The sequence below is a fragment of the Nitrosomonas marina genome (assembly GCF_900110145.1).
Classification (GTDB): domain Bacteria; phylum Pseudomonadota; class Gammaproteobacteria; order Burkholderiales; family Nitrosomonadaceae; genus Nitrosomonas; species Nitrosomonas marina.
This window is the reverse complement of record NZ_FOCP01000007.1, coordinates 137092-161364: the sequence shown is the minus strand read 5'-3', so window position 1 is coordinate 161364 and position 24273 is coordinate 137092. Positions and strand designations below refer to the sequence as shown.

At 47.4% G+C, this 24273-nt stretch carries 21 protein-coding genes; 11 read left to right on the top strand and 10 right to left on the bottom strand.

Going from position 1 to position 24273, the window contains the following annotated elements; all coding sequences use genetic code 11:
* Positions 1 to 78: 78 nt before the first annotated feature.
* The 4 genes from BMX44_RS07040 to BMX44_RS07025 all read left to right on the top strand — a co-directional run bounded on the left by BMX44_RS07040 (position 79) and on the right by BMX44_RS07025 (position 3537).
* Positions 79 to 1554 (top strand): ribulose-bisphosphate carboxylase large subunit, encoded by a 1476-nt coding sequence (locus BMX44_RS07040; RefSeq protein ID WP_090630318.1) that lies wholly within the window; start codon positions 79 to 81, stop codon positions 1552 to 1554.
* Between the two features lie 21 nt (positions 1555 to 1575).
* Entirely contained in the window at positions 1576 to 2010 is a 435-nt protein-coding gene (locus BMX44_RS07035; RefSeq protein WP_090630314.1) for a ribulose bisphosphate carboxylase small subunit, read from the top strand.
* 184 nt (positions 2011 to 2194) lie between these two features.
* Positions 2195 to 3148 (top strand): CbbX protein, encoded by a 954-nt coding sequence (gene cbbX / locus BMX44_RS07030; RefSeq protein WP_090630311.1) that lies wholly within the window; start codon positions 2195 to 2197, stop codon positions 3146 to 3148.
* A 20-nt stretch (positions 3149 to 3168) separates the two neighbouring features.
* The gene (locus BMX44_RS07025; RefSeq protein WP_090630307.1) at positions 3169 to 3537 is read left to right on the top strand and encodes a hypothetical protein; all 369 of its coding nucleotides are present in this window, start codon (positions 3169 to 3171) and stop codon (positions 3535 to 3537) included.
* A gap of 274 nt (positions 3538 to 3811) precedes the next feature.
* Here BMX44_RS07025 and BMX44_RS07020 read toward each other — a convergent pair whose 3' ends face one another.
* The gene (locus BMX44_RS07020; RefSeq protein WP_090630305.1) at positions 3812 to 5317 is read right to left on the bottom strand and encodes a YifB family Mg chelatase-like AAA ATPase; all 1506 of its coding nucleotides are present in this window, start codon (positions 5315 to 5317) and stop codon (positions 3812 to 3814) included.
* Positions 5318 to 5432: 115 nt separating this feature from the next.
* Positions 5433 to 5747 (bottom strand): accessory factor UbiK family protein, encoded by a 315-nt coding sequence (locus BMX44_RS07015; RefSeq protein ID WP_090630302.1) that lies wholly within the window; start codon positions 5745 to 5747, stop codon positions 5433 to 5435.
* A gap of 241 nt (positions 5748 to 5988) precedes the next feature.
* Between BMX44_RS07015 and BMX44_RS07010 the strand changes: the two genes are divergently transcribed.
* Genes BMX44_RS07010 through BMX44_RS06995 form a run of 4 tightly spaced genes read left to right on the top strand, consistent with a single transcriptional unit; the run spans position 5989 to position 9431 of the window.
* On the top strand, positions 5989 to 6990 hold the full coding sequence (locus BMX44_RS07010; protein WP_090630300.1) for an aminoglycoside phosphotransferase family protein: 1002 nt from the start codon (positions 5989 to 5991) through the stop codon (positions 6988 to 6990).
* Positions 6991 to 7009: 19 nt separating this feature from the next.
* The gene (gene murU / locus BMX44_RS07005) at positions 7010 to 7726 is read left to right on the top strand and encodes an N-acetylmuramate alpha-1-phosphate uridylyltransferase MurU (RefSeq protein WP_090630392.1); all 717 of its coding nucleotides are present in this window, start codon (positions 7010 to 7012) and stop codon (positions 7724 to 7726) included.
* Positions 7727 to 7740: 14 nt separating this feature from the next.
* Entirely contained in the window at positions 7741 to 9045 is a 1305-nt protein-coding gene (pepP, locus tag BMX44_RS07000) for a Xaa-Pro aminopeptidase (protein WP_090630389.1), read from the top strand.
* Positions 9042 to 9431, top strand: coding sequence for a hypothetical protein (locus BMX44_RS06995; RefSeq protein ID WP_090630297.1), 390 nt, complete (start codon positions 9042 to 9044; stop codon positions 9429 to 9431). The genes pepP and BMX44_RS06995 overlap by 4 nt, the downstream gene beginning before the upstream one ends.
* A 169-nt stretch (positions 9432 to 9600) precedes the next feature.
* On the opposite strand, the gene BMX44_RS06990 is transcribed toward BMX44_RS06995, so the two are convergent.
* From BMX44_RS06990 to BMX44_RS06975, 4 genes are all read right to left on the bottom strand, one after another.
* Positions 9601 to 10605, bottom strand: a complete 1005-nt coding sequence (locus BMX44_RS06990) for a BPSS1780 family membrane protein (protein ID WP_090630292.1) — start codon at positions 10603 to 10605, stop codon at positions 9601 to 9603.
* Positions 10606 to 10688: 83 nt separating this feature from the next.
* Positions 10689 to 11639: a homoserine kinase gene (locus BMX44_RS06985; RefSeq protein ID WP_090630287.1), complete on the bottom strand. Its 951-nt coding sequence runs from the start codon at positions 11637 to 11639 to the stop codon at positions 10689 to 10691.
* A 95-nt stretch (positions 11640 to 11734) separates the two neighbouring features.
* Complete coding sequence (locus BMX44_RS06980) at positions 11735 to 12133, bottom strand: DUF2782 domain-containing protein (protein ID WP_090630284.1); 399 nt, start codon at positions 12131 to 12133, stop codon at positions 11735 to 11737.
* A gap of 99 nt (positions 12134 to 12232) precedes the next feature.
* The gene (locus BMX44_RS06975; protein ID WP_090630281.1) at positions 12233 to 12952 is read right to left on the bottom strand and encodes an LOG family protein; all 720 of its coding nucleotides are present in this window, start codon (positions 12950 to 12952) and stop codon (positions 12233 to 12235) included.
* Positions 12953 to 12967: 15 nt separating this feature from the next.
* On the opposite strand from BMX44_RS06975, the gene polA reads away from it, so the two are divergent.
* On the top strand, positions 12968 to 15655 hold the full coding sequence (gene polA, locus BMX44_RS06970; protein ID WP_090630276.1) for a DNA polymerase I: 2688 nt from the start codon (positions 12968 to 12970) through the stop codon (positions 15653 to 15655).
* 84 nt (positions 15656 to 15739) lie between these two features.
* Here polA and BMX44_RS06965 read toward each other — a convergent pair whose 3' ends face one another.
* Complete coding sequence (locus BMX44_RS06965) at positions 15740 to 18364, bottom strand: Rne/Rng family ribonuclease (RefSeq protein ID WP_090630270.1); 2625 nt, start codon at positions 18362 to 18364, stop codon at positions 15740 to 15742.
* A gap of 532 nt (positions 18365 to 18896) precedes the next feature.
* Between BMX44_RS06965 and BMX44_RS06960 the strand changes: the two genes are divergently transcribed.
* Entirely contained in the window at positions 18897 to 19904 is a 1008-nt protein-coding gene (locus tag BMX44_RS06960) for an RluA family pseudouridine synthase (protein ID WP_090630267.1), read from the top strand.
* 72 nt (positions 19905 to 19976) lie between these two features.
* Here the strand turns inward: BMX44_RS06960 and BMX44_RS06955 are convergent, their stop codons facing one another.
* Positions 19977 to 20630 carry an arylesterase gene (locus BMX44_RS06955; protein ID WP_177167700.1) on the bottom strand — a complete coding sequence of 218 codons (654 nt, stop codon included), beginning with the start codon at positions 20628 to 20630 and terminating at the stop codon, positions 19977 to 19979.
* Between BMX44_RS06955 and BMX44_RS06950 the strand changes: the two genes are divergently transcribed.
* Entirely contained in the window at positions 20629 to 21315 is a 687-nt protein-coding gene (locus BMX44_RS06950) for an ABC transporter ATP-binding protein (protein WP_090630263.1), read from the top strand. The genes BMX44_RS06955 and BMX44_RS06950 overlap by 2 nt on opposite strands.
* Positions 21316 to 21621: 306 nt before the next feature.
* Here BMX44_RS06950 and BMX44_RS06945 read toward each other — a convergent pair whose 3' ends face one another.
* Together BMX44_RS06945 and BMX44_RS06940 are read right to left on the bottom strand one after the other, a co-directional pair.
* Complete coding sequence (locus BMX44_RS06945) at positions 21622 to 21834, bottom strand: heavy-metal-associated domain-containing protein (RefSeq protein WP_090630259.1); 213 nt, start codon at positions 21832 to 21834, stop codon at positions 21622 to 21624.
* Between the two features lie 16 nt (positions 21835 to 21850).
* Complete coding sequence (locus BMX44_RS06940) at positions 21851 to 24247, bottom strand: heavy metal translocating P-type ATPase (RefSeq protein ID WP_090630255.1); 2397 nt, start codon at positions 24245 to 24247, stop codon at positions 21851 to 21853.
* Between the last annotated feature and the right edge of the window lie 26 nt (positions 24248 to 24273).

The following is a 24273-nucleotide window of genomic DNA, read 5'->3' as shown; positions in this document are numbered from 1 at the left end:
ATCGACTCGGAATTAGAAACTGATCATGTTGATAAGAATGTATGCCCAGTGGGTTTTATAAACATTTGGAGATAGATTATGGCTTCTCAAACTATAAAAGAAGGTAAAGAGCGTTATAAGTCGGGTGTCATTCCATATAAAAAAATGGGTTATTGGGAACCGGATTACAAACCCAAAGACACAGATATTATTGCTATGTTTCGGATTACGCCGCAATCAGGTGTAGACCACGAAGAAGCTGCAGCGGCAGTCGCAGGCGAATCCTCTACAGCGACGTGGACTGTAGTGTGGACGGACAGGTTGACTGCATGCGAGTTATACCGTGCTAAAGCTTATCGTTCTGAACTTGTGCCTAATACTGGTCCTGGTACCGATAACGAAGCACAGTACTTTGCTTACATTGCATACGACCTGGATCTATTCGAAGAAGGGTCGATCGCTAATCTGACTGCTTCCATTATCGGTAATGTGTTTGGTTTTAAAGCGGTTAAAGCATTGCGACTGGAGGACATGCGCATTCCGGTTGCTTATCTCAAAACATTTCAGGGTCCAGCAACCGGTATCGTTGTTGAGCGGGAGCGATTGGACAAATTTGGCCGTCCACTGTTAGGCGCTACCACTAAACCAAAACTGGGTCTGTCGGGCCGCAATTATGGCCGCGTTGTGTACGAAGGTCTCAAAGGCGGTTTAGATTTCATGAAAGATGATGAAAACATTAACTCTCAGCCGTTTATGCATTGGCGTGATCGTTTTCTGTATTGCATGGAAGCCGTAAACAAGGCATCTGCTGCTACGGGTGAGGTGAAAGGGCATTATTTGAATGTCACGGCCGGAACCATGGAAGATATGTACGAACGTGCAGAGTTTGCCAAATCCCTGGGCTCAGTCATTGTCATGATTGATCTGGTGGTCGGTTATACCGCGATTCAATCAATGGCTAAATGGGCGCGAAAAAATGACATGATTTTGCATTTGCACCGCGCTGGTAATTCAACTTATTCACGTCAAAAAAATCACGGTATGAATTTCCGTGTGATTTGCAAGTGGATGCGCATGGCTGGTGTTGATCACATTCATGCAGGAACCGTCGTAGGCAAGCTTGAGGGCGATCCGCTCATGATCAAGGGTTTTTATGATACTTTGCGTGAAAGTCATACTGAGAAAAGTTTAGAACACGGGCTGTTTTTTGATCAGGATTGGGCGTCACTGAATAAATGCATGCCGGTTGCTTCGGGTGGCATTCATGCTGGCCAGATGCATCAGCTCATTGACTATCTTGGTGAAGATGTGGTGTTGCAGTTTGGCGGTGGCACCATTGGTCATCCTCAAGGTATACAAGCGGGGGCAACAGCTAATCGCGTGGCGCTCGAAGCCATGATTCTGGCTCGAAACGAAGGTCGTGACTACGTGAAAGAAGGTCCACAGATACTTGCAGAAGCTGCTAAGTCGTGTACACCGCTCAAACAAGCACTAGATACATGGAAAGATATTACTTTCAACTATGAATCCACCGATACGGCTGATTTTGTACCATCCACTACTGCGAGTGTTTAATCATATTCAGGAGATATTATTATGATGACCAATACAGGCAATCTGCTTACGCAAGGGCAGTTTTCTTTTCTGCCCCCACTGACTGACAAGCAGATCTCGGCACAGTTGAAGTATGCATTAAAAAATGGCTGGGCAATCGGCATTGAATATACTGACGATCCCCATCCACGTAATACTTATTGGGAAATGTTCGGCAATCCTATGTTTGATTTAAAAGACCCTGCTGGGATTTTGATGGAAATCAACAGTTGCCGTAAAACTTTTCCAAGTCATTATATCCGTGTCACGGCATTTAATTCTACACGTGGCGTAGAAAGCCCGACAATGTCATACATTGTTAATCGACCGAAAAAAGAACCAGGCTTCGGTCTGGTGCGGCAAGAAGGCGCAGGTAGACATGTAAGTTACAGTATACATTCTTATGCAACTGATAAGCCCGAAGGCGAGCGTTACTAATATCAGGCGTTCTCTCTCTTCGAAACAGAAGAGAGAGAATTCGTAAATTGCGCGATCGTTTTAGGTTAATAAATAATTTGTTGTATTTACGATAAAAATCTGGCTGACACAATAAACTAAATCAATACAAATTGATGCGTGCTTCCTGTGTCTATTCTATGAAGTCACAAACAAGGGATCAAGCATGTCCAAACAATCAAAAAACCCAACTTCATCCGACGATACACAAATTGATTTGGATGCGGAGTTTCGCAAATCCAACATCAAAGAAGTGTTGGATAAACTGGATCGAGAGCTGATTGGCTTAAAACCCGTAAAAACACGCATTCGTGAAACGGCGGCACTGTTGCTTGTTGATCGCGTTCGCAAACAAATGGATTTGTCTGCGGGCGCACCTAGTCTGCATATGTGTTTTACCGGTAATCCGGGAACCGGAAAAACAACTGTAGCACTACGCATGTCCGAAATCCTTCATCGATTAGGATATGTACGTGAAGGCCATCTTGTTTCTGTCACACGCGACGATCTGGTCGGTCAGTATATCGGGCACACTGCACCAAAAACCAAAGAAGTTATCAAAAAAGCGATGGGCGGTGTTTTGTTTATTGATGAAGCTTATTATCTATATAAACCAGAGAACGAACGTGATTATGGCGCAGAATCCATTGAGATACTGTTGCAAACGATGGAAAACAACCGTGAGGATTTAGTCGTAATCCTGGCTGGTTATAAAGACCGGATGGATAAATTTTTCCACAGTAATCCTGGTATGCGTTCGCGCATAGCGCACCATATTGACTTTCCGGATTATGATGCTGATGAATTAGTTGCTATTGCCAAGTTGATGTTGGCAGAACAGAATTACCGTTTCAGTCCAGCTGGAGAAGAAGCATTTGGTAAATATATCCGCTTGCGCATGAAAATGGAACATTTTGCAAACGCGCGTTCAGTTCGTAACGCTCTTGACCGTGCTCGGCTTCGTCAGGCTAATCGATTATTCATGGGTACGAAGAAGGCATTGACTAAAACTGATCTGATGACACTCGAACCGGAAGATATTCTTGCAAGCCGTGTTTTTCTTGAGGGCAAGCCGGATAGTGGTTCAAGCGCTATTCCGGAAGCAAAAGAACAGGGATAAAACATGTTGTCTTAAATGGTATGAAGCCGCTACCTAAACCGTTACGTATATTTCCTAAAAAAATTGAAGCGGCCTGTTATAACCGGGCACGCCTTGCCCAATTGCGGACGGGGGGTGCTTTACGCGTGTCGTTGCAACAACACCGTGGTCTGGAGGTGATTCTTGATACTGATAATTGGTTATGCGTTGACAGCTTTAACGAAGATCAACCGGTACTGGCATGGTGCGATTTTGAAGTACACGCGCGCAGTGATTTACATCGACCTATAGCCACTAAATTGTGGCTTTTTCATAGCTGTTCCGGTCTGATCATGGGTTCTGCACTAGATGATCTGCATCAAACGCTGAACAAAATGGAGATTTGTCAAAGTGAAGCAGCCGGGTTGTAACGGGATTGTAATAACCAGTCTTTTCAAGACCTGAAAAAGTGAAAAAGGTGTCGTGAAAAAGGTGTCGAAAAAGGTGTCAAATCTGTTTACTAATAATGTTATTAATTATCACAGACAACGAAAAAATGAAGAATTCTTAACTAAACAAGGTTTTTGAGTTGAATTCTTGAATTAGGAATTGACCGCCCGTTGTTAAGGTGTCCATTAGTAGCGCAGCATAATGCCGCTCACGCTCATTGTGTCTTGTATGCCTTGATTAGCGCAACGACTGATACTAATACCTGTCCATCCGGCGGTACTGAATCGCTTCAGCTATATGCTGGCTGCTGATTGTTTCGGCGTCCGATAAATCTGCAATTGTGCGTGCGAGTTTGAGAATACGGTGATACGCGCGGGCGGACAGGTTCAGACGGTTGATGGCCTGGTTGAGCAGCGCTTCACAGGATTTGTCGTGCGCGCAATAGCGGTCAATTTCTTTCACGTTCAGCTGGCTGTTAGCTTTGTTTTGACGCATAAGCTGACGCTTACGGGATTGTTTGACGCGGTGACGTATTACATCGCTTTTCTCACCAGTTGTCTGCTGGCGCATCAGTTCTTCCTGTGGAATGGCCGGAACTTCGATTTGCAGATCGATACGATCAAGCAGCGGGCCGGATATTTTGCCGCGGTATCGGGCAATCTGGTCCGGAGTGCAATGACACTTCCCGGAATGATGGCCCAGGTAGCCGCAGGGGCAGGGATTCATTGCAGCAATCAACTGGAAGCGGGCGGGGAATTCGGCCTGGCGGGCAGCGCGGGAGATAGTGATCTTGCCCGATTCAAGTGGTTCGCGTAATACCTCCAATACCTTGCGGTCGAATTCCGCCAGTTCATCAAGAAACAGTACGCCATGCATTGCCAGCGAAATTTCGCCGGGTCGCGGATGACTGCCGCCGCCTACGAGTGCTACCCCTGACGCGGTATGGTGCGGTGCTCGATAAGGTCTGCGTTTCCAGTTGGCCGTGTCAAAGCTTCCCTGGCTTAAAGACTGCAGGGCGGCCGATTCCAGTGCTTCATCCTCGGTCATGGGTGGCAGGATACCTGGAAAACGTGCTGCAAGCATTGATTTGCCGGTGCCGGGCGGGCCGATCATCAGTACGCTGTGATTGCCGGCCGCGGCGATTTCAAGTGCCCGCTTGACTTTCGCTTGTCCTTTGACCTCGGATATATCAGGATAATCCGGGATATTGTTGTTGATATTCGGCGGATCGTTGTAAACAGTCAGTGGTGCATTGCCGGTCAGATGTGCGCAGATCTGAAGTAGCGATTGTGCGGGGTAAACATGTGCCCGTTTTACCAGTGCAGCCTCGGCTGCATTGTATTGAGGTAAAACAAAACTGCGACCCGATTGCGCGGCATGGTAGGTCATGGCCAGTGCGCCGTGTATGGGACGCAGTTCGCCGGTCAGTGCCAGTTCACCGGCCCATTCGTACTGATCCAGCTTGTCGTCGGGTATTTGACCGGATGCGGCCAGAATGCCGAGTGCTATCGGTAAATCGAACCGGCCACTCTCCTTGGGCAGATCCGCGGGTGCCAGATTAACGGTAATTCGCTGCGCCGGGATTTTAAAATGTGCCGTTTGCAGCGCGGCCCTGACGCGATCCTTGCTTTCCTTGACTTCAGTTTCCGGTAGTCCGACGATAGTGAAACTTGGCAGGCCATTGGCAATATGCGTTTCTACTGTGACGAGCGGCGCCTGCATACCGGCAAGGGCGCGGCTGTATAAAACGGCTAACGACATTGGAAAAGCAGATCTGCTTTAACCGTCTGTGCACACATGCGGAAATCTGTATGCAATGTATGCATGTGTAGAAATCTATTTGTCACCGCGTATGTTTGCGATGCTATACCCAGGTCTAGACGGTCTGCGCCGGATCGGTGTCTGCAGTTTGTCCGGTTCTGGTATCGGTTTCCGATTGTTTTTCCATTTCAGGCAGGCCGAGTTGTTGCTCCAGTTCTTTGACTTTGGCTTCTAGCTGAACCAGTTTTTCACGTGTGCGCAACAGCACTTCGTGTTGTACATCAAACTCTTCCCTTGTTACCAGGTCCAGGCGGGAGAAAACACCAGACATTACGGCGCGCATGTTTTTTTCAACATCTTTTGCCGGGCTGTTTTGCAGAATTTCACTGACTTTTGAATTGATTTCTTCTATGACATTTTTGTTGAGCATTGTGTTCTCCATGATTTGATATTTAGTGACAGCCAATATTAAGGGGAAACAACAGCAACGTGATAAAATCACAGACTGGTCAACTGACCGTGGTGACGACTGGATTGTATACGCATATGATTAATTAGTGTTATCTGCGGTTGTCTCTTTCTGGATAAGTATATACCGGTCAGTTTTTATCGTAACAGGATTTAATGACAGGGTCATCCCTAAACAGTCCGGGTGCGTTTTAACATAGAGTATGAATCGTTTACAACTCCTTGAAAATTGGGTGGCACAGCAGTTCCCGGGTAGGCAGTTTGTGTTGCGGCCTGCTTCGGCGGACGCCAGTTTCCGGCGTTATTTTCGTATACAGGTCGGCCATGAATCATGGATTGCCATGGATGCGCCGCCAGTGCAGGAAGATTGTGCACCGTTTATTCATGTGGCGCAGCTACTGGCAGATGCGGTCCATGTCCCGGAAATATGCGCACAGGATACATCACAGGGGTTTTTGCTATTGTCCGATCTGGGTAATCTCACCTACCTGCAAGCACTTACCGAACAGCCGGAAACGGCGTCCCGGTTATACGGTGAGGCAACGGATGCACTGATCAACATGCAGCTGACACAGATACTGGAAAATTTACCCGCTTATGACGAAAAGCTGCTGCGAAACGAGCTGGATCTTTTTCCAGCGTGGTATATAGCCTGTCATTTGCGGACTGAACTGAATGATAAACAAAAAGCTGTGCTTGAGCAGGTGTTTGCATGCATACTGCAAAACAGTCTTGCACAACCGCGTGTTTTTGTGCATCGGGACTTTCATTCGCGCAATCTGATGGTCTCCGAACCCAATCCGGGTATTCTCGATTTTCAGGATGCCGTAGTAGGTCCAGTAACTTATGACCTTGTTTCCCTGTTCAAGGATGCTTATATTCAGTGGGAAGAGGAGCAGATTCTCGATTGGGCGATACGATACTGGGAAAAGGCGCGCCGGGCCGGATTACCGGTACAACAGGATTTTGGCGATTTTTATCGTGATTTTGAATGGATGGGGGTGCAGCGCCATATCAAGGTGCTTGGTATTTTTGCACGTCTGGCATATCGTGACGGTAAACAGGCTTATCTGGATGACATGCCTGTGGTGATGCAGTATTTACGTAAAGCTTGCGAACGTTACCGAGAGCTGAATTGCCTGCTCAATCTGCTGGATGAGCTGAATGGCTGTAATCCGGAGCGGAGAGTTGGTTACACTTTCTGAATCCGTTCCGTACCGGGCAATGATTCTGGCCGCCGGACGCGGTGAGCGTATGCGTCCGCTAACGGATGCACAGCCAAAGCCGTTGTTGCGGGCTGGCGGACGCCGGCTAATCGAATACCAGATCAGCAGCCTTGCTGATTCAGGTTTCCGACATATCGTCATTAACCATGCGTATCTTGGCGCAATGATCGAAGACGCACTGGGCCGTGGCGATCAATACGGTGTCCGTATTGCCTACTCGCCAGAAAAGAAAGTGCTGGAAACTGCGGGTGGTATCGCGAATGCGCTGCTGCTATTGACTGGGGAAGATTGTAATCGTCCTTTTATGGTTGTTAATGCGGATGTGTATTGCGAGTTCGATTACGCGACCCTGTTGCCGATATTGCAGACCATGCACCGCAGCGCCCCGGCTCAACTTGCACATCTGGTTCTGGTCGACAATCCGCCGCATCATGACTCGGGTGATTTCAAGTTGAAACAGGGAAAAGTGGCATTAACCGGTGAAAACCGGCTGACGTTCAGCGGAATTGGTATTTATCATCCATTGCTGTTCAAGGACGTTATACCCGGCATACCGGTTAAACTGGCGCCCATATTGCATACAGCGATTGATAATGCATGTGTGACAGGTGAATATTTTCCGGGAACCTGGCTTGATATTGGAACGCCAGACAGGTTGATGCAACTGGACAGATTGATGTATACCCGGCATGCGAACAGCGGCCAGTCATGTTAAAGTAAATGGTACCAATGGAAAAGATTGAACAGTTTTTGAAACGACGCAAGCAACTGGCGTCAATGATGGGGAACGGTGTTGCGGTCATTCCGACAGCCCCCGAACGGTTGCGAAACCGGGATGCGCATTATCCTTATCGTTTTGACAGCTATTTCTATTACCTAACCGGATTTAAGGAACCGGAAGCGGTCCTGGCTATAGTAGCGGAGCAGTCGGAATCCGCCAGGTGCATTTTGTTTTGCCGCGCGAAAGATCCTGAACGTGAAATCTGGGATGGGTTTCGTTTTGGTCCGGATCGTGCCATGGAAGAGTTCGGGTTTGATGAAGCGTACCCTATCTCAGAGATAGACCAGAAACTTCCGGAGTTGCTGGCAAATCAGACCGCAGTGTATTCTGCTTTTGGGAATGATGCGACCTGGGACCAGCGTATTGCCGGCTGGCTCAATCAGGTGCGTGCACAAAACCGTAACGGAGTTGCGGTACCCGGTGAAATTCATGATTATCGTATATTGCTGGACGAGATGCGTCTGATCAAGGATGACAGCGAGCTGCAGATCATGCGTCGTGCGGCCGATATTTCAACACAAGCACACCGACAGGCGATGCAGGCTACGCGTCCCGGCAGATACGAATATGAAATAGAAGCCGAATTGATGCATACCTTTTACCGTTTTGGTGCGCGTTCACCCGCGTATACGTCCATTGTCGCTGGCGGCGCCAATGCCTGTATTCTTCACTATATCGAAAATTGCGCGCAATTAAACCGTGGCGATCTGCTGCTGATCGATGCCGGATGTGAACTGGAAGGCTACGCTTCTGATATCACACGCACCTTCCCGGTCAATGGCCGGTTTTCTCCAGTACAGAAAGATATTTATCAACTGGTGTTATCTGCGCAGATGGCGGCGATTGATCAGGCCAGGCCCGGAAACACCTGGGACGATCCACACCAGGCGGCGCTGCGGATTCTGGCACAGGGGTTTATCGATTTTGGGTTGTGTCAGGGAAGTGTTGAAAGCGTGCTGGAATCGGAAGATTACAAACGTTTTTATATGCACCGCACGGGTCACTGGCTGGGTATGGACGTGCATGACGTGGGGGAATACAAACAGCAGGGCGAATGGCGGATATTGCAACCCGGCATGACATTAACTGTCGAGCCGGGTTGCTATATCCGTCCTGCTGAAAATGTGCCGCAGCATTTCTGGGATATTGGCGTGCGCATTGAAGATGATGCATTGATTACAGCTGACGGCAATGAACTTTTAACCGCTGCGGCACCCAAAACTGTGACAGAGATAGAGGAGTTAATGCAATGAATGATGAGCAGCGCAGAATAATCATCAGAAGAATATCCAGCTACGAGCAACAGGGAGAGGATGCCCGGGGCCGCGCGCCAGTGCCACCGATTAATCGCTGGGTCGCACTAGCACTGCTGATTCCGGTTTTGGCGCTGCTGGCGGTGTTGGGTGTATTCTTTTTTACCATTTTTGTGGCCCTGTTTTCCATTATAGCTGTTGTTATTGGTGTGAGAATATGGTGGCTGCGTAAAAAATATCGTCGTTCAGCACATCAGCAGACGAACGCTTCACAGGCTGAATGGTCGTCAGATAGCGAGCAATCTACAAAATCCGGTATTGTCGAAGACGCGGAGATTATTGAAGAAACTACCGTCGTCAACGAACGCAAACAATCAAAGCGGTAAATATCTACAGCAGTTAATTTGCTGATTGTCAGTTATTTCTCTGTCGGTGGTCATTCAGGCGGTCTCAAGCAGCCTTGACAGCGTCAGTCCGTGTCGTAGAAACAGGCCTGGTGCCCGATTAGTAGCTGGCCATCTTAATGTTGACAATAATCGGGCTGCTGGCTCTGGTTTATTTCTTTGTGTCGCTATCCAGACTGTCCTGATATTCCCGGAAATGCTCGTCACTACAGAAAAAGCGCCCATTGAAGCGTATGGCTTCTTCTTTGGGAATCAGTATCTTGCATTGATGACATTCAACAATATCGCCTTCGGCTTCAAGTGGGCTTTTTTCAACCGATATTTTGCTTTGATTGCTTTTTGCGTCGCTTTCTTCTTTTTGAGCAGGTCCGGATTCATCGGGCTCATCTGACCAGTTTGCCTGCTGATAATCTGTTTTCGGGTAAAAATCGTCCGAAATTTTAACTTCTTCACCCAAAAATATATTTTTATAGCTGACATAAATCGATGCGAAAATGGTTGGGATCAGTATTACCAGACCGACTCCGTAGGGCATTAGCGCAAAGATGGAGAAAATGATCAGCAATATGCCATACAGTTGAAACGGAATAATATTCTTTAAACAGGCGAAAAAGCTTTTTTTCATCGCCGGTATCGGCTGTAGATTATGGAAAACGACCAGTAACGGAGAGAACCATGCCGCCATCATCAAGGGAATCGAAAGCAATAAGGCCACCAGTGATGCGGTCAGCATATTGTCCATCACTGTAATCAACTCATTTTCGTCGACTCGTTTACCGTATAACAGCATGTCTGTCATCTGGCTTCCGCCTATCATCATGACCAGACCGATAATCAATACCTGGCCGATCAGATAAATACCGCCAACAGTTACCAGCGAGGCGACGTTGGTTTTAAATGCAATGAACAGATGAACAATTTCGAGTTGCCTGCCTTGCTCTTGTTCCCGGCAGCCAATCATAATACCAGCCAGAAAGACAGGTGAAATCAGTGTAAAAATAAATTGTCCGAGTACTGGAATCAGTGCCAGCGTCATGGCTATCAGCAGCAGCGTGAAGCATACCAGCACCCAGATCATCGGTGCTTTACGGAACATATGAAAGCCATTGGCAATCCAATGCCATCCATATTTAGCACTGAGTTGATGAATTTCCATTAATGTATCTCCAGTTATCAGTTCTTTTTGTGTCTGTTTAAATTTAAGAATACTACACTATAAATTGTGTAGCGCTGCTGGTCCTAGATCCAGAGCTGCTCGAGTTGCGACTCATGCTTTGCGTGATTATGCAGCAATATTTTAAAATCATCAGGGTCTTTGGCATGTGTCAATTCTCCCGGACGAGGTAAATATAAATCATACAACCGCGAGACCCAGAAACGCAGCGCACCTGCTCGCAGCATTGCAGGCCATAATTGATGCTCCAGCGGAGACAGTGGCCGTATGCTGTGATAGGCTTCAAGCAGCGCTAGAGTTCGCGCATCATCCAGTATTCTGTTCTCAGTATTGCACCAGTCATTCACAACAATAGCCAGATCGTATAATAAACTATCGTTACAGGCGAAGTAAAAATCGATTACGCCGCCAATACTGTGGTCGGTAAATAAAATATTGTCTCGAAAGAGGTCTGCATGAATGACCCCCATGGGCAGTTGCTGAAACTGATGGGATAATTGATATCTGATTTCGTTATCAAGCAGCGTTTGATCATCCGTGTTCAGATAAGGTTTGATCTCTGGCGCTTTGTCCTGCCACCATTTTAATCCGCGTGGATTCTCCATATATGCTTGATAGGTTTGTCCGTAAACATGCATTTGCGCCAGCATTCTGCCAACCTGAACACAATGGTCTGTTGTGGGATTCTCCAGCGATTTTCCGGGTAAACAGGTCACAATTGTGGCCGGCTTTCCGTTAAGTTCGCCGAATAGACCACCATCCAGCATGGGTTCAGGGTTGGGGCATGGAATCCGATGGCTGGACAGGTGCGCCATTAAATTCAGATAGTAGGGAAGCTCGGTTGCGGTTAATTTCTCAAATAATGTGAGTACAAACCGTCCTTGGGTGGTGGTAACGAAAAAATTAGTATTTTCGATGCCTGAAGAAATACCTTGCAGACTGATCAGGTTTCCCAGTGCGTAATTACTCAGCCAGTCGGAGAGCTGGTTTTCTGTGACAGGTGTATAGACGGACATGCGTTTGCAGCTGAAATATCAATATATTATGTTATTTCTGTCGCTTAAGTAAAAACAGATAGAAGATTCACAGATACTGCCGCGTTTCACCAATTTTAGAATTCCAGAATACGCCACATGGGCACGCTGACATTGCTGCCAGGTTCGCCAGTGTGCGAATTTAGACGGCCGCGGTTGCGGACCAGGTAATAAGGAAATCCAACACGGGGAATGACCTTGATCATGTGAAGTTCACCATTGATGCGGTATTCCTCAATCGTGTCCTCCCCACGTCTGATAATAGTGATTTGCGGTTCCAGATCCGGATCAATTTCCATGTCGGGTGGCAACGGCGGAGGCGGCGCTAATTCTGGCAAGTCAGAGTCTGAGAGTTCGGGTAATTCCGGAATTTCAGGCAATGGTACCAGATTTTTGGGTATGTTGGATTGCGCTATCAGCGGCATGGCGCAGAACAACGAAATACAAAGCAGTAAAATTGATAATATTCGGTACATGACGGTTGCGCTGATATTGCTGGGTATCGGTTATGTAAGCGTAAAAGTTATCCTTTCAGACAGTACCTGTATTCTACCTAAATTAGTTTCAGTTGGTTACTACAGATTCAACTGGATTTCGCGTTCCTCGGCGTTAGGTTCGAAACCGCGGGATTCATAATATTTAAAAATAGCATGTACTACGTTATCAGGTTCGTCAATCACCTGGATGAGATTCATGTCCTCGGGTGAGATAAATCCTTCATGAATCAGCGTATCGTGGAACCAGTCTATCATGCCTTTCCAGTAATCTGAACAGACCAGAATAATGGGCATCTTGCGCGTTTTTCCGGTTTGTATCAGCGTCAACGCTTCCATAAGCTCGTCAAGTGTGCCGAATCCGCCCGGCATAACAACATAAGCCGTGGCAAATTTGACAAACATATATTTACGGGCGAAAAAGTGACGAAATGACTGACTGATATCCTGATAGGCGTTGCGGCGCTGCTCATTGGGCAGTTGAATGTTTAAGCCGACACTCGGCGCCTGTCCAAAAAAAGCCCCTTTGTTGGCTGCTTCCATAATACCCGGTCCACCGCCTGAAATCACCGAAAAACCGGCATCCGAGAGGAGTCGTGTTATCTGCTCCGTCAATTTGTAGTACGGGTGGTCCGGTTTTGTGCGGGCGCTGCCAAAAATGCTTACAGCAGGCTGAATTGCGTCTAGTCTTTCCGTTGCTTCGACAAATTCTGCCATAATGCCGAACAGGCGCCATGATTCTCTTGCTGACCATGCTTTTTCAACAGATTGAGACATGGCGGGTTTATTTTGCAGGCTCATAGGAATTTAAATTTAATGAAAACGTTATTGCTGGTTGATGCTTCGTCTTACCTGTACCGGGCTTATCACGCGCTGCCTGATCTGCGCAGCCAACACAACAAGCCAACAGGTGCTATTCATGGCGTTCTCAACATGTTACGCCGTTTGCACAAGGATTATCATGCGGATTATAGCGCGTGCGTGTTTGATGCAAAAGGTAAAACTTTTCGCGATGAAATCTATCCGCAATACAAGGCGCACCGGCCGTCGATGCCCGAAGACCTGATCGTACAGATTGAACCGTTGCACGCTTGTATCGAGGCGATGGGGTGGCCAATTCTGGCTATTGACGGAGTAGAAGCTGACGATGTGATAGGCACGCTGGCAAAGCAGGCCGAAGCAGCGGAAATGCGCTGTATTATTTCTACCGGGGACAAGGATATCGCACAACTGGTGAATGCGCATATCACATTGGTCAACACCATGAATAATGATGTGCTCGACGAGCAGCGGGTGTATAACAAGTTTGGTGTCAGGCCTGATCAAATGCTTGATTATCTGATGCTGGTCGGAGACAGTACCGATAATATTCCCGGTGTCGAAAAAGTGGGCCCTAAAACCGCTGTGAAGTGGCTCACCCAGTATGGCTCACTGGAGAACATCATAGCGCATGCAATTGAGATCAAGGGTATCGTGGGTGAAAACCTGCGCAGGGCGCTGGACTGGTTTGACACCGCGCGAAAACTGGTAAAGATCAAGTGTGATGTCGAATTGCCGGTTGCAGTCACTGAGCTTACACAAAACCCGCAGGATACCGAACGGCTGGCAGCGCTTTACGAAGAACTGGGTATGAAAACGGCACTTCAGGAACTCAGGCAACAGGATGGGGAGAACGCCACCGCGCAGCCTCCAGCTACACCGGTTGTGTATCAGACCATATTGACGGAAGCAGCATTGAATGAGTGGGTGGACAGATTGAATAATGCCGATCTGGTGTCTATTGATACCGAAACGACCAGTCTGAATCCCATGGAGGCAAAATTGGTTGGTATTTCATTGTCTGTGGAAAGCCAGCATGCAGCTTATCTTCCGCTGATGCACGACTATCTTGATGCACCGCAACAGTTGGAAATGAATTATGTTGTCGAGCGGCTCAGACCCTGGCTTGAAAATATGGATAAACCCAAATTGGGACAGAATCTGAAGTACGATAAACATGTGTTTGCCAATCATGGCATCCGGTTCGATGGTATCGAGCATGACACGCTGTTGCAATCGTATGTGCTGGAGTCGCACAGGCCCCATAATATGGATAGTATGGCGCAACGACACCTGGATGTTAAAACTGTCAGTTATGATGAAGTAACCGGGAAGGGGGCGCAACGTCTCGCTTTCAGTCAGGTATCCGTGGAAACTGCCACCCATTATGCCGCGGAAGATGCCGATGTGACACTGCGGCTTCATCAGTATCTGTATCCTAAAATTCAGGCTGACCCCAGGCAGGATTATATTTACCGGCATATCGAAATGCCAGCGATGGCGGTATTGTTTGAAATGGAACGTCAGGGGGTGTTGCTCGACCAGCAGCTTTTACGGAAGCAGAGCGAAGCACTGAACGAAAAAATGATACTTCTGGAACAACAGGCATACAAGATAACCGGTCAACCGTTTAATCTGAATTCCCCAAAACAAATTCAAGAAATTCTTTTCGAGCAGCTTAAATTGCCGGTAATTAAGAAAACGCCGAAAGGTGTTCCCTCCACAAATGAGGATGTGCTTCAAAAACTGGCCCTGGACTATCCTCTGCCCAAAATACTGCTTGATTATCGAGCGCTCGCTAAATTGAAATCGACGTATACTGATAAATTGCCGCAGATGATTAACTCGAAAACAGGAAGAGTGCATACCAATTATGCGCAGGCAGTTGCTGTGACCGGTCGTCTGGCAAGTTCGGATCCGAATTTGCAGAACATCCCGGTTCGAACGCAGGAAGGCCGACGAATTCGAGAAGCGTTTATCGCGCCGCCCGGCAGTCAGATTATTTCTGCGGATTATTCTCAGATCGAATTGCGTATCATGGCGCATATCTCCAAAGATAGGGCACTGCTTGATGCTTTTGCAGCTGGTGAAGATATTCATCGCGCTACAGCATCAGAAATTTTTGCGCTGCCACCAGAAGAAATTGATCCGGAACAACGCCGTTATGCCAAGGTCATCAATTTCGGCCTGATTTACGGAATGTCAGAATACGGTCTCGCTGCGCAATTGGGAATTGAACGCAGTGCGGCGCGCATGTACATGGACCGATATTTTTCCCGGTATCCGGGTGTTGCCGACTACATGCAGCGTACTCGCGAGAATGCAAAGTCCTGTGGATTCGTCGAAACAGTGCTGGGCCGCAGATTATGGCTGCCGGATATCGGTAGTGCGAATGGGAGTCGGCGGCAAGGGGCAGAGCGTGCAGCGATTAACGCGCCCATGCAGGGAACGGCTGCAGATATTATCAAACTGGCAATGATTGCTGTGCATCAGTGGTTATCACAGACAAAATTACAAAGCCAGCTCATCATGCAAGTTCATGACGAACTGGTGCTGGAAGTTCCTGACGGTGAAGTTGATATAGTCAAGTCGGAGCTTCCGGATCGCATGTGTCGTGTCATTGATCTTGACGTGCCGCTGCTGGTAGATGTAGGAGCCGGAAAAAACTGGGAGCAGGCACATTGACATCTGCTGACAGATTCTCTGTATTGACCTGGCCCCATATATCTGAATACATACCGGCCGATATAAACGGCTGAAGTGTGAACGCTATTTGCGAGTTTCTATCTGCATTAATTCTTCCGTGTCTGCCGCCATCGTATTTTGTGGTTTGCGTCTCGGTCTTCTTGCAGGTGCAGATTGTTCTTCTTTCAAATCGATTTTTTCGGGTGGCGTTTCAATCATTACCAGACCGCTTTCCTCCAGATCCGGTTTTGCAGCTGGTTGCTCAACACGCTCTGATGGTTCGAATGCGGATGTGTCCCTGGATTCTTCTGGCTGTGATGATTGGGCTGAGAAAGCAGGTTCTGTAATCGCCGTTTCAACCGTGTCTGTGGACTGCTGCGTTTCGTCGGTTGCGGTTTTTTTCCCTGCATTGCGTTGTTGTGTCGAATCCTCTTTAGACTGTTTCCTTGAAGTATCAGGAGAAGGTATTGATGCGATCGGGATTTCTTCAGCAGACTGGTCCGACTTTGACGGTGATTGAGTAGCCAATTCATTTTCGACAGCGGCCTGTTCAGAAACTTCTTGTTTGGCAGCTGTGGCCGTTCGATTACGGGTTGAACGGTCCCGCTGTTTTGTATTGCGGCGCCTGCGTGGCCGTTTCTTTTCATCCGGTGTTGCTGCAGAACTCTCAATTCCTTCGGAATCTGGAGAAGCGGGCGTATCGGGCGACAGCAGTTGTGACGTTGCTCCATCCTGATTCAATGCCTGTGAAGAAGGCTGTTGCCTGTTGTGCGTGTTTTGTTTTTCAGCGTCGACTGATTCAGCAGCTGCAGGCGACTCACTGGTTAACATGTCGCTTTTGCTGTTTGCGGAGCTTTGGCTAGAGGCTTCCCTGTGAGACTGTTTCGATTGAATATAATCTTTACGGTCGCTACGATTGCGCGAGCGGCCCCGTCCGCGGTTGGATCGTTTCGGTTTTTCCTGAGATGATGAAATGATTCGCTCGTTTGTGACGTCCTGTTCCTGGTTGTTGTCGCTTTCTTCACTATGCGCCGGTTTGAACCAACTGAAAAATTTGTCCAGTAAAGAGGCGTCTCTGGATTTTTCTTCACGAACCGGTGCGGGCTGCGCTGATCTGACACCCTGGACGACCGCTTTTTGGCGTTCCTGTTTGGGTTTTTTTTCTGTTAACTCGGGGATCAGATCCTCGGTTACCTTTTCGACCATTTTATAGCTTGCCTGTGACTCGCTTTGCTTGATGTCTTCATGGCGCAGCCTGGTGATCTTGTACTTGGGTGTTTCCAGGTGAATATTGGGGATCAGGATAATATCAACCTTGAGACGCTCTTCAATTTCGTATATTTCCGAGCGTTTTTCGTTCAGTAAATAGGTGGCGACATCAATGGGTAACTGAACATGCAATGCGCTTGTGCGTTCTTTCATTACTTCTTCCTGAAGAATACGCAATACATGCAACGCTGACGAATCGGTTCCTCGAATGTGTCCGGTACCATGACAGCGTGTACAGGCTGTGTAATTGCTTTCTCCCAGTGACGGGCGCAATCGCTGCCGTGATAATTCCAAGAGTCCGAAGCGGGAAATCCTGCCGACCTGTACGCGTGCGCGATCCTGGCGCAGCGCTTCGTGAAGGCGCGCTTCTACCTCTCGTTGATTGCGTGACGCGTCCATATCGATGAAATCGATGACAATCAGTCCACCCAGATCACGCAAACGCAATTGTCGCGCAATTTCATCTGCCGCTTCAAGATTTGTGTTCAATGCGGTATGTTCGATATCTGCGCCACGAATTGCGCGGGCTGAATTAACGTCGATCGCTACCAGGGCCTCTGTATGGTCAAGTACGATTGATCCGCCTGACGGTAAAGTTACCTGCCGCGAATAGGCCGTTTCGATCTGGTGTTCGATTTGAAAACGGGAGAACAGAGGAACATCATCATGGTAGAACTTTAGACGATCGACATTGGCAGGCATTACGTGCGTCATAAACTGGCAGGCCTGCTCGTATATTTCGCGGTTATCGATCAGGATTTCACCAATTTCATAATTGAAGTAATCCCGTATCGCGCGAATCACCAGACTGCTCTCCTGATAAATGAGAAACACACCGCTCTGGTTGTTGGCCGCTTCTTCAATGGCGTGCCAGAGTTGTGTCAGATAATTCAGGTCCCATTGCAGTTCATCTTCGCTGCGTCCGATACCTGCGGTGCGCGCGATGACACTCATACCTTCAGGTATTTCCAGTTTACCGAGAACTTCGCGCATTTCATTACGCTCGTCACCTGTAATACGTCTGGAAACTCCACCACTATTGGGGTTATTGGGAATGAGTACAAGATAACGCCCGGCAAGCGAGATATACGTGGTTAATGCCGCTCCTTTCAATCCGCGTTCGTCTTTGTCTACCTGAACAATCAATTCAAGGCCTTCATGAAGATAGCTCTGGATACGATTTGCTGATATATCGGATTGCTCTCCAAAGCAATACGGTGAAATTTCCTTGAATGGAAGAAATCCGTGGCGTTCGCAGCCATAATCGACAAACGCCGCTTCAAGACTGGGTTCTAGTCGCGTGATAACGGCTTTATAGATATTGCTTTTGCGTTGCTCTTTACTAATTGATTCTATATCAAGGTCAACCAGTTTCTGACCATTGACGATTGCAACACGCAACTCCTCGGGTTGTGTTGCATTAAATAACATTCGTCTCATTTATATGCCTAACGTGTATTTACACAATGATAAATTTTTAAAAACATAATTGAGATGACGAGGTTTGAGCCGGATTGGTATTGTGTTTTAGTTTTATTGTTTTTAATAAGCAATTTTTTGTTATAAGCAAGCTTTTCTGGATGCTAGTCTGACAGAAACAGACTTTTTTGTTTATTATATTATCTATTATGAGAAATTATTGAACTAAATTTGTGAATCTTGGAAATATATTTCATTCACTGTCTTTAAAAAAAGACAGTTTGATTTGGCGATTTGGCTGATGTTAAGTAAAATAGGCGCTATTGGGGAGGAAGTGAAGCAAGAAAGAATAATTAGAAAGCGGAAAATCCTGATACCACAACAAAAATAAATTCCTATAATCTCATCCGGATACTACATCGATCAATTTTTATTTTATTAATTTACTACTACGAAATATACAGACTAACCGCACTTTAACTTTAATAAAATACGCTGTACATCACAAAGACGTAATTATAAGTAAAATCCAGCATACAGGCAAAATTTTCTTTTGAATGCATCAGTTGTAATTGAAAGCATCGTTGAAGACGGCGATAATCAGCGAATTGATAATTTCTTTTTCAAACGTTTTAAAAACGTACCGAAAAGTCATATTTACCAGTTGCTACGCAGTGGACAAGTGCGCGTAAATGGAAAGCGGGTAGGTTTTCACTACCGTTTGCAGGAAGGCGACCAACTACGTATTCCACCAGTTCGCACTGCTTCGACACCCCATCCGCAGCGGTCAAAGAAACATCCACCCACCTTTATCACTTTTGATGTTGTCTTTGAAGATGCGGCATTGCTGGTCGTGAATAAACCGTCAGGAATTGCAGTCCATGGTGGAAGCGGTGTCAGTTTTGGCGTGATCGAGCAGTTGCGCGCGCAGAGACCGGAGTGCCGATTTCTTGAACTAGTACATAGACTGGACAGGGAGACGTCTGGCGTATTGTTGCTGGCAAAAAAACGCAGTGCACTGGTCGAATTGCATCGACAGATTCGTACAGGTCAGACGCAAAAGCATTATCACGTTATGGTAAAAGGAAAATGGTCCAATCCCAAACAAAATGTAACAATGCCGTTAATTAAATACAAGACTGCGGAAGGTGAGCGGCGTGTAGCAGTCGCGGCAGCCGGTAAAACCCGGTTTCATGGTCATGATGCGCCTAAAGTGATGGCTGCGCATACACAGTTCAAGCTGTTCACGGCGTGGCAAAATTTCAGTTTGCTCGATGCAGAACTGAAAACAGGACGCACGCATCAGATCCGTGTTCATCTGGCTCATCTGGGTTATCCAATCGTTGGTGATGACAAGTATGGTGATTTTGCTTTAAACAAAAAGCTGAATAAAAATCGCAACCAGTCTGGTGAGGTGCCCGCTTTGGCCAGAATGTTCTTGCATGCAAGCAGTTTTACGTTTCAACATCCCTCAGACGGGCAATGGCTAAATCTTAAGGCACCCCTGCCTGAGGAATTGCAGGCGTTTATTACACGGCTTGATACGGTTGAAAATAAATGAACATAATAATGAAAAAACTACAGAAATATAAATTTGGAGAAAATTTGTATCTTATAATTGTTAGTCTGGGTATCAGCTTCCTGAATGAATGGTTGCCAAATCATCGTGAATCATGGTTCGCAGGACAGTCCAGACATTTTCCGCGATTTTTTCCTGGGCCAAGGCGGTTGGGTGGATGCCATCTCTCTGGAAAAACTCGTGTTTTTCACCAAACCCGGCCAATAGAAAAGGAACCAGACCAGTTTGATGGTCGTGTGCAAGCTGCGGGTAAATATCTTGGAACTTCTGCGTATAGGTCATGCCATAATTGGGCGGTAGCTGCATGCCGACGAGCAGGACAGAAGCATTGTTTTGCTGGCAGATCTTGATAATCGCTTCAAGGTTTTCGTAAATTGTTTTGATAGCGGTACCACGCAGACCATCATTGGCGCCTAGACCCAGAATGACAATATCCGGACGGTGTTGTTCGATTGCCCGGGTGATTCGATTTCTTCCGCCGAGTGTGGTTTCGCCACTGATGCTGGTATTAACTACGCGAAAAAAAGGGGACAGTTCCTGCAGTTGTTGTTCAAGCAAATGAACCCAGCCGGCCTCTGTTGGTATACCATAGTTTGCAGAAAGACTGTCTCCAAACACCATAATGGTTATTGTTTGCTGACTGGTCGCTGTTGCAGCGCCGGGTGTCACAAATAAGATAAAAATTATAATTGTTAGGAAATGTTTCATGGCTTCACCTAAACTTGTTAAAGAATTATTATTACAGACTGATGCGCTTACTAAACAGGTCAGTACCGGCGACAAAAAACTGACTATTTTAAAGGACATTACCCTTGAAGTGAAAGCCGGTGAAGCTGTCGCAATTGTTGGCGCGTCTGGTTCAGGAAAATCTACCCTGTTGGGCCTGCTTGCAGGTTTGGATGTGCCAACGTCCGGTAAAGTTCATCTGGATGGGACAGACATTTTTGCATTGGATGAAGATAGCAGGGCCGCCCTGCGTGGAAAAATTCTGGGTTTTGTGTTTCAATCGTTTCAATTGCTGCCTGCTTTGACGGCATTAGAAAATGTCATGCTGCCGCTCGAGCTCTCCGGTAGTCCCTCCACCGATTCGATTGCCCACAAGTTACTCGAACGCGTCGGCTTGAAAATGCGCTTAAATCATTACCCCAAGCAATTATCAGGCGGTGAACAGCAGCGTGTTGCAATCGCGCGGGCGTTTGCCACTGATCCAAAACTATTGCTTGCCGACGAACCGACTGGTAATCTAGATTCGTCAACAGGTAAACAGATCATCGAGCTTATGTTTGAACTCAATCGTGAACACGGCACGACGCTGGTGTTGGTGACGCACGATGAAGAATTGTCTCAACGCTGCTCTCGTCAGATTCGACTGGTCGATGGTATGCTGGCGTGAACGACCTGCTGAATATTCAAGTATCCATTAGACCAGGTGGGCCAGATTTCTAATTGGGACCGCTTAATTGAGCATAAATTTCTTCCGGGTATGCTTGTAAGTGTTGAACTTCGATTTGGCGGCACTGAGAGTACAATGAGGGGTTAAAATGGAGTTGATAGTGGTTTTTAGCGAACAGGTCTTTTTAAATGATCCGGTTCGGCGCGACATGCATTAGCGAATGCAATAAAACTGATAATACTTGTTTATCACCTGGGATCAGTCAGTAGTAGTCAATCACGTCTTGACTAAAATTTATCAAGTTCGCTATTCGGTGACATCGAATCCTGCATCTTCGATAGCGGTCTTTAACTGAGCAACGCTCACAGTGGACGGGTTGTGCTCAATGATGGCCTCACCGGGGTCGAGAGAGACTTCAACCCGGCTGATATCCGGCAGCTTTTCAAGCACGGTTTTGACACTGCTGACACATCCCTGGCAGGTCATTCCCTGAATTTTTATTATGGTGGTTGTCTGCATATAATTTGCATTTCCTTTAATGATTGGCTTGCCAGCGCTTCAATAATAGTGAATTACTGACTACAGATACTGAACTCATTGCCATGGCAGCGCCGGCTATAATCGGATTCAGCATGCCGACTGCAGCCAACGGAATACCCAGTGAATTATAGATGAAGGCAAAAAACAGATTCTGCCGTATTTTTCTGAGTGTGGCGCGTGACAGTGAAATGGCATCAGCCACGCTCATCAGATCGTTGCGTATAAGAGTAATATCTGCTGTTTCAATTGCCACATCCGAGCCCGTGCCGATAGCAAAACTAACATCTGCTTCGGCCAATGCCGGTGCGTCATTGATGCCGTCACCCACCATGCCGGTAAACTCTCCGCTTGCTTTCAGTTTTCTGACTTCTTCCGCCTTGTCCTGCGGTAATACTTCAGCCCGGTATTCAGTGATGCCGGTATGCTTGGCGATCGCGTCAGCTGTGACCTTGTTATCGCCAGTTAGCATAACTACTTTTATATCCATTTGCTGCAAGCGTTCAATCGCGCGCACAGATGTATCCCTTAGTTGGTCTGCAATAGCTAGATAACCCAGGACCTGCGGATTGTCATCCAAACCAGTTTTCGCTACAGCGATGACTGTTTTGCCTTCCGTCTGCAACGTGACAATTAATGATTCGTCCAGTTGTACGTTATGTTGTGTTAGGAATCTGGGCGAACCAAGGATATACAGGCTGTTCTCTATTCGACCCTTGATGCCGCCGCCGGCGACAGCAGAAAATTCCGCTACCGGTTCAAGCATAATCTTCATATGTTTACTGCATTCGCTTACAGCCAGAGCGAGCGGATGTTCTGATCCTTGTTCCAGCGATGCAGCAATCTGTATCAAATCAGTCTTGCTGATCGACTGGGCGGGCAAGATATCGGTAACCTTGGGTTTTCCTTCGGTCAGTGTGCCGGTTTTATCTACAATGATTGTTCGAATTTTTTCAGCGTGTTCCAGGGCTGCTGCATTCTTGACCAGAACGCCCGTCTGAGCGCCACGTCCGGTACCAACCATGATAGCCGTTGGTGTTGCCAGTCCCAGCGCACACGGGCAGGCGATGACGAGTACAGAAACGGCATGAATCAACGCTGTAACGAATATGCCGGTTAGCCACCAGGTTAAGCCAAGTGTGAGGATGCTGATAACGACGACGACTGGCACAAAGATGCCTGAGATAGTATCGGCCATTCGCTGGATCGGAGCTTTTGAACCCTGTGCTTCTTCGACTAAACGTATAATGGCGGCAAGCTGTGTTTGTGCACCGACACTGGTTGCCCGACATTTAAGCATGCCCTGCTGATTAGTAGTTGCCGCAAGAACCCTGGTTCCGGGCTGTTTGTCAACCGGCAGGCTTTCACCGGTCAGCATCGATTCATTGACACTGGATGAACCTTCTACAACAATACCATCGACCGGAAGGTTTTCACCGGGGCGAACGATGAACACATCGTTTACCTGCAAAGTATCTGCAGTTACCTCAACTATTTGACCATCTTGTTCGATACGCGCGGTTTTTGGCTGCAGCTTGATCAGCGCCTCAATCGCATCTGAAGTCCTGCTTTTGGCACGCGCTTCCATCAATTTTCCCAGCAGTACCAGTGTAATAATCGCCGCACTGGCTTCAAAATAAACATGCTGTTCCAGTGAGAATGCCGTTACAACAGCGCTGAAGACATACGCCATACTTGTTCCTAGTGCAACCAGGACATCCATGTTGGCTCCGCCGCCGCGCAGTGCATTCCAAGCACCCGTATAAAAACGCTTGCCTATCCAGAATTGCACCGGCGTTGCGAGCATCCATTGAAGCCATCGCGGCAGTACATCCATATCATGACCGGTGAACATGGCACCCATCTGCGATACCAGGGGCAGAGTGAGTGCGGCTGAAATCCAGAATAAGCGCAGTTCGGCCTGATAGGCGGCCTGTCGACGTGCTTTCTCTTCGGCATGATTTGTTTCGCTGATTTCTTTGGCGCCATAACCAGCATTTTCGACCGTGGTGATGAGCTGATCTTTGTACACCAGGCCGGGGATGAAATCAACTTTCGCTGTTTCTGTCGCAACATTAACCTGTGCTTTGACACCGGGCAACGCATTCAGTGCATTCTCGATATGTCCTCCGCACGCGGCACAGGTCATCCTGTACAGTTGCAGTTGCAGCGTCTGCGGTGCGATCTGAAAACCGGCCTTTTCGATGGCTTGAATAAGCGTACTTGTTTCTATTTGCTGGTCGTCATAGTGAACACGCGCTTTCTCGCTGGCGAAATTGACAGCCGCCTCTACGCCGGGCAGTTTATTCAGATTTTTTTCGATGCGGGCCGCACAGGCCGCACAGGTCATGCCCGCTATTGGAAGCTCAATTTGCTTGAGCGTGGCTGTATTCATTTTCGTTCGTCAAATTTCGGACCCGT

Coding starts and splice junctions, on each gene's coding strand:
- BMX44_RS07040 (WP_090630318.1), top strand. CDS start 79: ATGGCTTCTCAAACTATAAAAGAAGGTAAAGAGCGTTATAAGTCGGGT.
- BMX44_RS07035 (WP_090630314.1), top strand. CDS start 1,576: ATGATGACCAATACAGGCAATCTGCTTACGCAAGGGCAGTTTTCTTTT.
- cbbX (WP_090630311.1), top strand. CDS start 2,195: ATGTCCAAACAATCAAAAAACCCAACTTCATCCGACGATACACAAATT.
- BMX44_RS07025 (WP_090630307.1), top strand. CDS start 3,169: ATGAAGCCGCTACCTAAACCGTTACGTATATTTCCTAAAAAAATTGAA.
- BMX44_RS07020 (WP_090630305.1), bottom strand. CDS start 5,317: ATGTCGTTAGCCGTTTTATACAGCCGCGCCCTTGCCGGTATGCAGGCG.
- BMX44_RS07015 (WP_090630302.1), bottom strand. CDS start 5,747: ATGCTCAACAAAAATGTCATAGAAGAAATCAATTCAAAAGTCAGTGAA.
- BMX44_RS07010 (WP_090630300.1), top strand. CDS start 5,989: ATGAATCGTTTACAACTCCTTGAAAATTGGGTGGCACAGCAGTTCCCG.
- murU (WP_090630392.1), top strand. CDS start 7,010: ATGATTCTGGCCGCCGGACGCGGTGAGCGTATGCGTCCGCTAACGGAT.
- pepP (WP_090630389.1), top strand. CDS start 7,741: ATGGAAAAGATTGAACAGTTTTTGAAACGACGCAAGCAACTGGCGTCA.
- BMX44_RS06995 (WP_090630297.1), top strand. CDS start 9,042: ATGAATGATGAGCAGCGCAGAATAATCATCAGAAGAATATCCAGCTAC.
- BMX44_RS06990 (WP_090630292.1), bottom strand. CDS start 10,605: ATGGAAATTCATCAACTCAGTGCTAAATATGGATGGCATTGGATTGCC.
- BMX44_RS06985 (WP_090630287.1), bottom strand. CDS start 11,639: ATGTCCGTCTATACACCTGTCACAGAAAACCAGCTCTCCGACTGGCTG.
- BMX44_RS06980 (WP_090630284.1), bottom strand. CDS start 12,133: ATGTACCGAATATTATCAATTTTACTGCTTTGTATTTCGTTGTTCTGC.
- BMX44_RS06975 (WP_090630281.1), bottom strand. CDS start 12,952: ATGAGCCTGCAAAATAAACCCGCCATGTCTCAATCTGTTGAAAAAGCA.
- polA (WP_090630276.1), top strand. CDS start 12,968: ATGAAAACGTTATTGCTGGTTGATGCTTCGTCTTACCTGTACCGGGCT.
- BMX44_RS06965 (WP_090630270.1), bottom strand. CDS start 18,364: ATGAGACGAATGTTATTTAATGCAACACAACCCGAGGAGTTGCGTGTT.
- BMX44_RS06950 (WP_090630263.1), top strand. CDS start 20,629: ATGGCTTCACCTAAACTTGTTAAAGAATTATTATTACAGACTGATGCG.
- BMX44_RS06955 (WP_177167700.1), bottom strand. CDS start 20,630: ATGAAACATTTCCTAACAATTATAATTTTTATCTTATTTGTGACACCC.
- BMX44_RS06945 (WP_090630259.1), bottom strand. CDS start 21,834: ATGCAGACAACCACCATAATAAAAATTCAGGGAATGACCTGCCAGGGA.
- BMX44_RS06940 (WP_090630255.1), bottom strand. CDS start 24,247: ATGAATACAGCCACGCTCAAGCAAATTGAGCTTCCAATAGCGGGCATG.